General features: G+C 49.1%; 10 protein-coding genes. 6 read left to right on the top strand and 4 right to left on the bottom strand.

Annotated features, from left to right (window positions below; translation table 11 throughout):
* Positions 1-436: 436 nt before the first annotated feature.
* From DYD62_RS06840 to DYD62_RS06825, 4 genes are all read left to right on the top strand, one after another.
* Complete coding sequence (locus tag DYD62_RS06840) at positions 437-1,897, top strand: catalase (protein WP_115226651.1); 1,461 nt, start codon at positions 437-439, stop codon at positions 1,895-1,897.
* A gap of 200 nt (positions 1,898-2,097) precedes the next feature.
* Positions 2,098-2,643, top strand: a complete 546-nt coding sequence (locus DYD62_RS06835) for a cysteine hydrolase family protein (RefSeq protein WP_115226650.1) — start codon at positions 2,098-2,100, stop codon at positions 2,641-2,643.
* Between the two features lie 565 nt (positions 2,644-3,208).
* Complete coding sequence (recQ, locus tag DYD62_RS06830; protein WP_115226649.1) at positions 3,209-4,993, top strand: DNA helicase RecQ; 1,785 nt, start codon at positions 3,209-3,211, stop codon at positions 4,991-4,993.
* Between the two features lie 115 nt (positions 4,994-5,108).
* Positions 5,109-5,432, top strand: coding sequence for a DUF2845 domain-containing protein (locus DYD62_RS06825; protein ID WP_115226648.1), 324 nt, complete (start codon positions 5,109-5,111; stop codon positions 5,430-5,432).
* A 58-nt stretch (positions 5,433-5,490) separates the two neighbouring features.
* Here the strand turns inward: DYD62_RS06825 and DYD62_RS06820 are convergent, their stop codons facing one another.
* Positions 5,491-6,258 carry an SDR family NAD(P)-dependent oxidoreductase gene (locus tag DYD62_RS06820; RefSeq protein WP_115226647.1) on the bottom strand — a complete coding sequence of 256 codons (768 nt, stop codon included), beginning with the start codon at positions 6,256-6,258 and terminating at the stop codon, positions 5,491-5,493.
* A gap of 108 nt (positions 6,259-6,366) precedes the next feature.
* On the opposite strand from DYD62_RS06820, the gene DYD62_RS06815 reads away from it, so the two are divergent.
* The gene (locus DYD62_RS06815) at positions 6,367-6,717 is read left to right on the top strand and encodes a winged helix-turn-helix transcriptional regulator (RefSeq protein WP_115226646.1); all 351 of its coding nucleotides are present in this window, start codon (positions 6,367-6,369) and stop codon (positions 6,715-6,717) included.
* 191 nt (positions 6,718-6,908) lie between these two features.
* Positions 6,909-8,036, top strand: coding sequence for a patatin-like phospholipase family protein (locus tag DYD62_RS06810; protein WP_115226645.1), 1,128 nt, complete (start codon positions 6,909-6,911; stop codon positions 8,034-8,036).
* A 135-nt stretch (positions 8,037-8,171) separates the two neighbouring features.
* Here the strand turns inward: DYD62_RS06810 and murI are convergent, their stop codons facing one another.
* From murI to DYD62_RS06795, 3 genes are all read right to left on the bottom strand, one after another.
* Positions 8,172-8,984 carry a glutamate racemase gene (gene murI, locus DYD62_RS06805; protein ID WP_046353366.1) on the bottom strand — a complete coding sequence of 271 codons (813 nt, stop codon included), beginning with the start codon at positions 8,982-8,984 and terminating at the stop codon, positions 8,172-8,174.
* A 206-nt stretch (positions 8,985-9,190) separates the two neighbouring features.
* Complete coding sequence (locus tag DYD62_RS06800) at positions 9,191-10,570, bottom strand: peptide MFS transporter (RefSeq protein WP_115226644.1); 1,380 nt, start codon at positions 10,568-10,570, stop codon at positions 9,191-9,193.
* A gap of 626 nt (positions 10,571-11,196) precedes the next feature.
* The gene (locus tag DYD62_RS06795) at positions 11,197-11,670 is read right to left on the bottom strand and encodes a copper chaperone PCu(A)C (protein ID WP_115226643.1); all 474 of its coding nucleotides are present in this window, start codon (positions 11,668-11,670) and stop codon (positions 11,197-11,199) included.
* Positions 11,671-11,752: the final 82 nt, after the last annotated feature.

Below are 11,752 nucleotides of genomic sequence, written 5' to 3'. Positions count from 1 at the left end.
ATGCCTCGTTGAAACCGCGCGATTTGCTCTGTTTAAAGAGCATTAGATTTTCATGATATTACCAAGCGCCCCAAAAACATGACATTGGTGTTTCTAATCAGAAGAGTAAGTCATCCACTTACGCTGCTCCGCTGTTGCCGCCTGTCAGCAAATCCCTCATTACAGCGATTACTGAACAACAGTGATAAAGATCCTGCACTTGCAACGATAAAAACTATCAATCACATTTAAACAATCAATTTGTTTTGGCTATCACAAAATTGCATAATCGTTTTCAACAAAAGCGAGGCCACCATGAAGCAAGAAATGTCTTTGGGGGAACTCTTTTGCGAGCTGCTTGCCAGTCTTGTCTGGATGCAGTAATCCCAAACCAAGCGCTGAGCAGGTTGTCCACTGCCCTACCCATGCCTGCAGCGTTAAGCAAAGGAAGCAAATCATGTCATCTAAAAAACTCACCACAGCAGCAGGCGCACCCGTCAGCGATAACCAGCACGCCATGACAGCAGGCCCGCGCGGCCCGATGCTGATGCAAGATGTTTGGTATATGGAAAAGATGGCGCACTTTAATCGTGAAGTGATTCCAGAGCGCAGAATGCACGCCAAAGGCTCGGGCGCTTACGGTAAATTCACCGTGACCCACGACATCAGCCCCTACAGCAAGGCCAAGATTTTTGCTGAAATCGGCAAGGAAACGCCGCTGTTTATGCGCTTTTCTACCGTAGCCGGTGAGCGCGGTGCGGCGGATGCCGAGCGCGATATCCGCGGTTTCTCGATTAAGTTTTATACCGAGGAAGGCAACTGGGATTTAGTTGGCAATAACACACCCGTGTTCTTCTTACGCGACCCGCTGAAATTCCCAGATCTAAACCATGTGGTGAAACGCGACCCGCGCACCAATATGTTTAATGCCAATTCGCAGTGGGACTTTTGGTCCAGCCTGCCCGAAGCCCTGCACCAAATCACCATTGTGATGAGCGATCGCGGCCTGCCTAAAAACTATCGCCAGATGCACGGCTTTGGCAGCCACACCTTTAGCCTGATTAATGCAGACAATAAGCGCACTTGGGTGAAATTCCACTTTAAAAGCATGCAAGGCATTGAAAACTACAGCAATGCTGAAGCCGCAGCCGTGGTGGCAAACGATAGAGAAAGCTCTCAGCGCGATTTATACAACAGCATCGAAAACGGTGATTTCCCGCGCTGGAAAATGTGTGTGCAGCTGATGACAGAAGCCGAAGCAGATAACTACGCCATCAACCCCTTCGATCTGACCAAAGTATGGCCACACGGTGATTTCCCACTGCATGAAGTAGGTATTCTGGAGCTGAACCGCAACGCAGAAAACTACCATGCCGAAGTCGAGCAATCGGCGCATAACCCAGCCAATGTGGTGCCTGGCATCAGCTTTTCGCCAGATAAAATGCTGCAAGGCCGTTTATTTGCTTACGGTGATGCCCAGCGCTATCGCCTTGGTGTGAACCACGGCCAGCTGCCGGTGAACGCGCCTAAATGCCCGTTCCACAACTACCACCGTGACGGGCAAATGCAGACCGGCAACTACAACGGCAGCGCCTACCCAAGCTACGAGCCAAACAGCTTTGGCGGCCCAGTTGAAGACCCAAGCGCAGCTGAACCGCCTTTGGCCATTCACGGCGGCGCAGATCGCTACAACCCGCTGCAAGATCAGCCTGATGATTACATCCAGGCCGGTGATTTATTCCGCCTAATCGGCAAAGAGGCACAGGAGCGCCTGCTGGACAATATGGCCGGTGCACTCAGCCAGGTCACCGTCAGAGAAATCCAAGTGCGCCAGCTGCGCCATTGTTATAAAGCCGATCCGGCTTATGGCTTGGGCTTAGCGAGCCGCTTGGGGATTGATGGGGCTGAGATTAAATAAACCAACTTAATAAGCTGCAAATCAACAAAAGGCCAACCCTATGGGATGGCCTTTTTTTATACTGATCTGGCAGTAGCTAAATCAATGCGTACAGAGCTCATAAAGTTTTAACCCCGGCTATCCATACTTAATTTAAAATTGCCCAAAGCAATAAATCAAAGCAATCTGTCTTTCAAATTATTTTTCACAACAAGGCCACGATGAAAACCGCAATGCTGATTATTGATGTGCAAGAAGCACTCTGCAGCGGCGAATATGCCGCCTTTGAAGCCGCGCAAGTGATTAGCCGGATTAATACTGTGGCCCAATTAGCACGCCAAAATAGCGTGCCAGTGATCTATATCCAGCATGAAGCCAATGATGGCCTGCTTGAATACGGCACAGATGGCTGGCAGCTGGCTGCGGGTTTGCAAGCCCAGCCGGATGATTTATTGATCAGAAAAACGGCATCGGATTCCTTCCACAATACCCAGCTCGATAGCCTGCTTAAAAACTTAGGCACAGCGCACTTAATCATCTGTGGCTTACAAAGTGATTTTTGCGTAGACACCACCACCCGCCGCGCCCTTGCCCTAGGCTACCCTGTTACGCTAATTGCTGACGGCCATTCCACAATGGACAATGGTGTTTTGACTGCCGCACAAATAACTGCACATCATAATGCCACGCTTTCAAACCTGACCAGCTTCGGGCCACGGGCTAAAGCGATTTTGGCGGAGCAGATTAAGTTTAATTCAATGCCATGAAATAAATACTGTAGAGAGTACAAAAAAAAATCGCCCCACGGCGCACTACGCTTCGTAGTGCGCCCTACTTGCTAAAGCCCTGCACTTGATTTTTTAATGGCATACAAATGGCAAAGCACCATAACCACGCTCTTTGCATGGGGCTTTAAAGTCCCCTTGAAGCACGCCGAAGCGAGGAATAAGCGACTCGGGGTTTCGGAAAAGGGGTAGCGAGGCAGCGAGCGAGCAGCCTTTTTCGCCGAGCCGATTATCCGCAGTGAGGGGCCTTCGTGCTGGTCGGGGTCGCCTTCTTTGCTTACTTTCTTGGCGAAGCAAGAAAGTGAGTCCCAGCGGGGATGCCGCACCAAAAATAATGTGCCGAAGGCACTAAAAAAACATTGCTTTTGAGCTTGATTACAAACAACAGGTAAAACGCCATTTTTACTTCATGCCAAAATCTGGCAGGTCAGTACCTCGCTATATTACATACCAACCCCATGTAAATCTTCCCCCCAAACCACGCCAAGTTTTAGCTTCGCCCCCCACACGGGTACAATCCCACCTTTGCTGCATATATAGATTCGCCATGTCCCCCCATTCAGTCCTCGAACACGTCTTTGGTTACCGTAGTTTTCGCGGTGAGCAGGAAACCATTGTCAGCCATGTGGCAGGGGGTGGGGATGCGCTGGTTTTAATGCCGACTGGCGGGGGGAAATCGCTTTGTTATCAGATCCCCGCCCTGCTGCGGGATGGCTGCGGCGTAGTGGTTTCGCCATTGATTGCGCTAATGCAAGATCAGGTAGATGCCTTAAAAGAGCTGGGGGTTGCCGCGGCTTATTTGAATTCAAGCTTAAATCAGGATGAGGCACGCGATGTAGAAAATGCGTTTATCAATGGTCAGCTCAAGATGCTGTATGTGGCACCAGAGCGGCTGGTGACGCCGCGCTTTATGGCGCTGCTCAAACGCGCACATATTGGCCTGTTTGCGATCGATGAGGCGCATTGCGTCTCGCAATGGGGTCATGATTTTAGGCCGGAATATCTGGCGCTGTCTCTCCTTGCTGATGAATTCCCAGGTATTCCGCGTATTGCCCTTACCGCCACGGCGGATCATGCCACGCGCAACGAAATGATAGAGCGGCTGCGGCTTGAGGACGCACAAAAATTTGTCTCCAGCTTTGATCGGCCCAATTTGCGCTATGCCATGGTCGAGAAAAAAAACGCCCGCGATCAGCTGCTCACCTTTATCCGCCGCGAACACGAAGGCGATTCGGGCATTGTGTATTGCCTCAGCCGCAAAAAAGTAGAAGACACAGCAGCTTGGCTACGCAGCAAAGAAATCAACGCCCTGCCCTATCACGCCGGGCTAGATGTCAGTGTGCGCACTAAGAATCAGCAGCAATTTATTCGCCAGGAAGGCGTGGTGATGGTGGCGACGATTGCCTTTGGCATGGGCATCGACAAACCCGATGTGCGCTTTGTGGCCCACCTCGATTTACCCAAAAGCATAGAAAATTATTATCAGGAAACCGGCCGTGCGGGCCGCGATGGCTTGCCTGCAAACACTTGGCTGGCTTACGGCCTGCAAGATTTAATTTTGCTCAATAGCATGATTGATAACTCCGGCTCACCCGATATGCAAAAGCTGGTGGAGCGGCGCAAGCTCGACGCCATGCTGGGTTTAGTCGAAGCCACCGCCTGCCGCCGCCAGACGCTGCTGGGCTATTTTGGCGAAGAAAGCCAGCCCTGCGGCAATTGCGATAATTGCCTCAACCCACCCAAATTGGTGGAAATGACGGAAGCCGCCAGAAAAGCGCTATCGTGTATCTTTAGAACCGGCAATCGCTTTGGTGTAGGCCATCTGGTGGATATTTTACAGGGCAAGGCCACCCCCAAGGTCAAAGAGCATTTTCATGATCGCATCACCACCTTTGGCATCGGCAAAGAGGTGGACGAATCCGGCTGGCGTGCGGTATTCCGGCAGCTTCTGGCCCGTGGTGCAGTCCGCCTGAATGAATCCGGCCATGGCGGGCTGGAGCTGACCGATGCGGCAAGGCCGCTACTCAAGGGTGAAACATCGCTATTTTTACGCGAGCGCACCGAGAAGTTTAATTACAAGGGTGAAAAAGACAGCGACTTTGTCACCAGCTCCGATCAGGCCCTCTGGCAAGCGCTGCGCCGCCGCCGCAAAGAATTGGCAGACGAGCAAAACGTACCGGCCTATATTATTTTTGGTGACGCCACGCTCAAAGAAATGGTGAGGTTGCGCCCGGGGGATCATTACGAAATGTCCCGCGTTTCGGGCATTGGCGATAGAAAGCTAGAAAAATATGGCGATGATTTTTTAAAAGTGATTGCAGAAAACATGTAAACAACTGTTATTAAATATAAATATTGCCATTGTGTAGAGACCTAGCCAAAGGCATGATCTGCCTGCTTTTACTTCATGCTTATCACTTAAACGCCCCCACTCTCAAGGCATCACCATGAAAACATTCTGCTTTATTGCCTTTTTTTGCTCCAGCATCATGGCCTATGCAGATTCGATGCGTTGTGAGCAAAGCCTTGTCAGCACCGGCGATCCATTATTTATGGCTGAAGAAAAATGCGGGCCACCCAGCGACAAAAGAGAATACAGCGTGCCTGCCACCTATACCAACCGGCATGGCAAAACCATGGTTGATCCAGACAGGAGGGCTGCCGAGCATCAGATCTGGACTTACAACTTTGGCCCCAACCGCCTGATGGTCAGAATCAATGCCATCAATAATAAAATTGTGCAAATAGAAACCTTGGGTTATGGCAAATAAAAGCCGCTTTACAGGGCTTGGCCAATATCGGCCAAGCCTTACAGGCAATCAGACTTAACTAATTACGACCTGCCATCACCCCACCATCCACATCCCAAACCGCCCCCGTTACCCAGCCAGCCTGATCACTCAGTAAAAACGCAATCACCTTTGCCACATCATCTGGCTCTGCAATCCTGCCTATTGGATGGAAAGCATTAAATGAAGCCATTACGGCATCGATTTGCTCCGCCTCGATAAACGACTGATAAATTGGTGTTTTAACTACAGCAGGCGAAACCGCATTCACGCGGATATGGTGCGCTGCTAATTCCATGGCCAAATGCTGGGTGAATGAATGCAAACCCGCTTTAGCCATTGAATAAGCCGATGAAGGCGTGGCTTTAATCGCCTGCTTAGCCCACATTGAGCCAATATTGACAATTGATCCGCCCCCGTTCGCCACCATATTTTTAGCCACGGCCTGGGTAATAAAAAAAGTAGCACGATTTAAATTTAAATACTGATCGTAATCCTGCGCGCCATGCTCCAGAAATGATTTAGGGTTAAATGAGCCTGCTGCATTCACCAAATATTTAATATGCTGCTCATGATTTTTGGCAAAGTGAATTAAGCGCTCAATATCCCCTGCATTGGATAAATCAGCCTGCAGGGTTTCAATTTCACCAAAGCCAGCTAATTGCTGTTGAGCTTGCGCTAATTTGGCGGCGGAGCGGCCCACAATCACAGTTTTAATACCTTGCTCTGATAAGCGCTTTGCCGTGCTCAGCCCCATACCGCTTGAGCCGCCCACAATAAGGGCAATGGTTTGATTTAAGTTTTTCATTGCTGTGTCTCCGTTAAACAGTAAGATGTGAAACAGAGTTTATTTCCCCCCTAACCCCAAGAAAACCAGGTACAAAATGGTGGGGCAGGCACAAATTGGTACATCTTGATGATCGAACAAAGCAAAAAATTTTCTAAAAAAGCAGCACCAGAGCGCAGTGCACGCATGGTGGAAACCATCTGCGGCTGCAAATGGTCGCTGACTGTATTCAGCCTTCTGGCGAACGGCATCAAGCGCCCTGGCGAGATGGTGCGCTGCGTAGAAGGGCTGAGCACTAAAGTGCTGAACGAGTGCTTACGCAAAAATATGGAATTTGGCATTTTAGAAAAAACCATCTACCCAGAGCTGCCGCCGCGCGTTGAATATGCCCTTACCCCTCTGGGTGAAAAATTCCTTCATATCCTAGATTCGCTGGAAAAACTGCAGCAAGAAATGGATAGCAAGCCAGCCCAACCGTAAATTCTTTCTAAAAAAATAATTTGTAAGAAAGAAAAAAATAAGAAACTAAATAGAAAATCCATAGACCATCATCTATCTTATTGAAAGCACTTCGCCAAATTTTTCATGCATTTTGTAAGTACCCAGCGAAGATGCATTCCTCCTTAAAAAATTTTAAGGAGCCATTCGTAACATGGTATGGAGTGACTGAGATGGCTGCGGCAAGCAAAAAATCGACAAAATCCCCAAAAGTGGTTCTGGTACTGCAAGGTGGAGGTGCCTTAGGCGCTTATCACATTGGTGCTTATGCTGCGATGCAAGAAGCGGGCTTTGAGCCTGATTGGGTAACAGGTATTTCTATCGGCGCAATTAATGCGGCTGTTATTGCCAGCAACCCGCCGGATCTGCGTCTTGAAAAACTGGAAACACTATGGGAATCGATTTCCCGCCCGGATGGCTGGGGCAGCTTTTTATCAGGCAAAAGCCTGTGGGCATTTAATCAATTCAACGTTGCTGAAGCCATGTTACTAGGCCAGCCCAATTTCTGGCTGCCACGTATGCCCAGCCCGCTCTTATTGCCATCACTGCCCACCGATCAGGCCAGCTTTTGCGACACTACCCCAATGCTCAGCACGCTGCGTGATTTAGCGTCATTTGAAAATTTAAATGCAGGCAAAACAGCCAGACTGACACTGGGAGCCACCAAAGTGGATACAGGTGAGCTGGTATTTTTTGATTCTGCCACACAAAAAATTGAAGCCGAGCATGTGCTTGCCAGCGGCTCGCTACCCCCTGGCTTTGCAGCCACAAAAATTGGTGATGAGTATTATTGGGATGGGGGCTGCGTCAGCAACACACCTTTAAATGCCATTCTGGATGACAAAGGCGAAGATGATTTGCTGGTGTTTATGGTGGATTTATGGAGCGCCGAAGGCCCGCTTCCTACCAGCATGGATGCCGTGGCATGGCGGCAAAAAGAAATCCAGTATGCCAGCCGTAATACTCAGGTAGAAGCCGCCTGCACCACGCATAATCTGCGCCGCGCACTGGCCCAAGCCTCGCCAGACACTAAAGCCGTAGGCAAGGAAAGCGCAATGGATGTGCCACAACGCCATATTGATATTGTGCACATTACTTACACCCCCAGCGCAGAAGAAGGCTCTTGCAGCGATGCTGAATTCTCCCGCCCATCCATAGCCCGGCGCCGTGCGGCAGGCTATGCCGATATGCAGGAAGCACTGGCCCAATCGCCGTGGAAAAACCAAGAAAGAGCCGCCCATATCGCCACCACCCTGCACCGCTTGCAAGCGGGCAAACTGGATACACAAGTGTGTTTATAGGGAGATGTCAGTAAGCTTGCTGCATCAACACCGTCAAAATCGTCGCCCCCGAGTTGTTTTATCGGGGGTCCAGCAAAGCCTCTGGATTCCCGATAAAACCACTCGGGAATGACGATCCTTTAAATGCGATTAGAACTAAAGATTCACCCGCTCAATCTTATTCAGGCTGCGCCCCAGAAAGCGCTCGCCGATACTCTGGAATTTCACCGGCACATCGGTCACGTAAAAGCGATAATCCGGGGCCTGATGAGATGGATTAGCCATGCCGGAAGATTGCAGCAAATCGGCAGCCTGATCGGCAATGGATAAAGCTGAATCCACCAGCTTCATCCGCCCGCCCACTACATCTAAAAGCAGCGGTTTAATCAGCGGGTAGTGGGTACAGCCCAGAACCAGCGTGTCGATTTTTTCCACGAAAACGGGCTTTAAATATTCCTGCGCCGTGAGTTTGGTTACCGGATGATCCAGCCACCCCTCTTCTACCAGCGGCACAAACAACGGGCAAGCTTGTGAATACACGCGGTAGCCAGGGTTGAGCTGATGAATCGCTCGGGCATAGGCGTTGGAGTTAATGGTGGCTGGCGTACCGATCACACCAATGCCGCCAGTCCAGCTCACATCCACCGCATTTTTGGCACCCGCTTCAATCACGTCTAGCACTGGCACATTGGCGCTGGCCCGCACCAGATCAGCCGCCACTGCCGCCATGGTATTACAGGCAATAATCAGCATTTTTACCTGCTGGTTTTGCAGAAACTGTGCGATTTCCTGCGTGAAATGAGCGATGGTATCCACCGATTTCACCCCGTAAGGCACACGGGCGGTATCGCCAAAATAAATGATATTTTCAAACGGCAGTCTGTCCATCAAAGCACGCACTACGGTTAAACCGCCTACGCCAGAATCGAACACACCAATTGGATGAGAAGGAAGAGATGGATTTTGCATGGGATGGCATTTTACGCCGGAGTACCGATCTGAGCGAGCCGGAAGTTTGCTAATACTGGCTTCTATCGCATATTTTTTGCTAATAAACAGGAAAACGCACTCTGAAACCACTTCAGCAGCCGCGCTTAGGGCGCTTCGCGGAATAAATAAAAATGGCCCGTTTCATTGAAACGGGCCATCACTCAGGTATCAATGACAGACGATACTTAAGCCACTTCCGGGTGCATCATTTTTTGCAGTTTCTTGGTCGATAAGAGCAAGAGTGCAGCAGCGGCCATCGCCATCCCTACAAACAACATAAAGAATTCATAGATGCCATTGATTTGGTAGCCCATAAAACTTGGCACAGCTTGACCTGCTTCTGGATAAAAACCCGCCAAAATACCGGCAAACCAGTTTGCAGCCGCACTGGCTGTAAACCAAACAGCCATCAAGAGCGATGCAAAGCGTGCAGGCGCTAACTTATTCACCAAAGACAAGCCAATCGGGGAAAGGCATAACTCGCCCATGGTGTGCAACCAGTACATGGTGACCAACCACATGATCGATACTTTTACGCCCGGCTCGATATGCTTTACCGCCATCGCAATCACGATATAACCAAAGCCAAGGAATAACAGACCCCAAGCCATTTTGGTCGGCGAGCTAGGCTCTGCGCCTCTTTTCGACAAGAATGTCCAAAGTGAAGCCAACACTGGCGCAAAAATCAGCACAAACACTGGGTTTAAAGATTGGAACCATGATGTGGGAACGACGAAACCCAATACTTCACGATCCAGCGATTCGGCAGCAAAGAATGTCAGCGAAACACCTGCTTGCTCAAATGCAGACCAGAAGAAAATCACGAAGAATGACAATACGCCAATCACGATAATGCGCTCGATATCCACCTGCGTGAGTGGGGTATCGCGTTTCGCACGCTCTTCTGCACTGATTTTACCAGGTGCCTGACCAATTAATTTACCTGCCGGATCAACCAGATATTTATCACGGAAAGTGATAAAGATAGCCAGAGAAATCAGCATACCTAAGCCGGCCGTTAAGAAGCCCCAACGGAAATCAGCCGGATTACCTGTGTCACCCAAAGCGCCGCAAATCAGCGGAGCCATAAACGAGCCTAAGTTAATCCCCATATAAAAAATGGTGTAGGCGGTGTCTTTGCGACTGTCGTTGGGCTCATACAGCTGGCCAACCATGGTCGAGATATTGGGTTTAAAAAAGCCATTTCCCGCAATAATAAAGCCTAAGCCACTGTAAAACAGCGGGATTGCAATTTTAGCTTCTTGAAACCAAGTACCCGCAAAGAACAAGAGAAACTGCCCCAGCGCCATCAGCAAACCGCCCACCACAATAGAGCGGCGATTACCCCAGAACCGATCAGCTACATAGCCACCCACCAAGGGTGCCAAATAAACCAGGCCCGTATATTGGCCATACAGCGCCGAGGTAAAGTGCTTATCAAACGACAAGGCTGAAATCATAAACAGTGCGAGTAAGGCACGGTTACCATAGTAAGAAAAGCGCTCCCACATTTCAGTGGCGAATAAAAGGTAGAGGCCTTTAGGGTGGCTAGACTGATTTGCCATCTGGGCATCCTTAATGAGTGTGAGTGTTATGTTGCTACTATTAATACCTTACAAACAGTCGAATGCGTTACTAAAAATAACCACTTTTTAGCCGGTAATTTTCACACCGAAGGAACTTCATTCTTAAAAACAACACTAAGGCGACGTAAATTTTATAGATTCGCAATGTGCAAAATCCCCGCAATGCCGCGTAAATACTCACTTTTAGCGCTGCTATTTTTAATGTAAGGGAATACGCCCAGGGGAATATACCAGGAGCCAGGCAAGAGCTTGGCTTTTAATGACAGAAGATTGCTTGATCTAGCGCAGATATTGGCTTTTTATGCTTATGATAAAGACATAAACATAAAAATATTTGATAAATAAAATGATGAACGGCAAATAGTTGCTAAGCCCATAAGAAAAAATTAAGTAAATACACATACAATATTCTTGCTTAATAAGAAATATTTAAGCAGAAAGAAAGCATGTTTACAGAGCAATCCTATCCAACTTAAAACGCACAGCACTTCACAGAGATCACCACAGTCTGATGGTCCCCTCTGTGAGGCACTGTGCGCCTGTATAAGTCAGCGACTTTAAAAGCACACTACTCAATGACCTCCACCGAACCCTGCTGTTCAGAATTAATGGAAGTGCCCTTCTGCGGCCTTAACGCCCGCATCACGCTCCTGCACCATCACCGAAACCTCTACCGATCCTGATTTTTTGAACTGCAATTTAAGCGGAAATTTATCCCCTGCTTTTAGCGGCTGTTTCACGCCAAAAATCATCAGGTGATAGCCCATGCCCGGCTTCATCTTGATCGTTTCACCGCCTTTCACTTCTAGCTCCGGCACCTGGCGCATTTTCATTACATCACCCTCCATCGTCATGGTGTGAATCTCTACCCGATCAGCCCGATCGCTGCTTGCCGCAATCAGCTGATCATCTGCAGAACCTTTGTTTTCCAGCCCGATATACACCGAGCCAATGTCTTTACCCGGCAAGGTAGGCACAGAATACGGATGCACCACCCGAATCTCACCTGCCTTGTATTCATGAGCAAAAGCAGTAGCAGAAACGCAGACAGCGGCCAGTAGTAAAGCGATTTTTTTCATTTTTATTTCCCTTAAAAGAGGCAGAACATGAATCTGCCGGAGTAATAAACAAGCGTTACATCATGCTTAGGGCGGGTGAAAC

Source organism: Iodobacter fluviatilis (genome assembly GCF_900451195.1).
Lineage (GTDB): Bacteria > Pseudomonadota > Gammaproteobacteria > Burkholderiales > Chitinibacteraceae > Iodobacter > Iodobacter fluviatilis.
This window is presented reverse-complemented; position numbering and strand designations above follow the sequence as displayed.

Coding starts and splice junctions, on each gene's coding strand:
- DYD62_RS06840 (WP_115226651.1), top strand. CDS start 437: ATGTCATCTAAAAAACTCACCACAGCAGCAGGCGCACCCGTCAGCGAT.
- DYD62_RS06835 (WP_115226650.1), top strand. CDS start 2,098: ATGAAAACCGCAATGCTGATTATTGATGTGCAAGAAGCACTCTGCAGC.
- recQ (WP_115226649.1), top strand. CDS start 3,209: ATGTCCCCCCATTCAGTCCTCGAACACGTCTTTGGTTACCGTAGTTTT.
- DYD62_RS06825 (WP_115226648.1), top strand. CDS start 5,109: ATGAAAACATTCTGCTTTATTGCCTTTTTTTGCTCCAGCATCATGGCC.
- DYD62_RS06820 (WP_115226647.1), bottom strand. CDS start 6,258: ATGAAAAACTTAAATCAAACCATTGCCCTTATTGTGGGCGGCTCAAGC.
- DYD62_RS06815 (WP_115226646.1), top strand. CDS start 6,367: ATGATCGAACAAAGCAAAAAATTTTCTAAAAAAGCAGCACCAGAGCGC.
- DYD62_RS06810 (WP_115226645.1), top strand. CDS start 6,909: ATGGCTGCGGCAAGCAAAAAATCGACAAAATCCCCAAAAGTGGTTCTG.
- murI (WP_046353366.1), bottom strand. CDS start 8,984: ATGCAAAATCCATCTCTTCCTTCTCATCCAATTGGTGTGTTCGATTCT.
- DYD62_RS06800 (WP_115226644.1), bottom strand. CDS start 10,570: ATGGCAAATCAGTCTAGCCACCCTAAAGGCCTCTACCTTTTATTCGCC.
- DYD62_RS06795 (WP_115226643.1), bottom strand. CDS start 11,670: ATGAAAAAAATCGCTTTACTACTGGCCGCTGTCTGCGTTTCTGCTACT.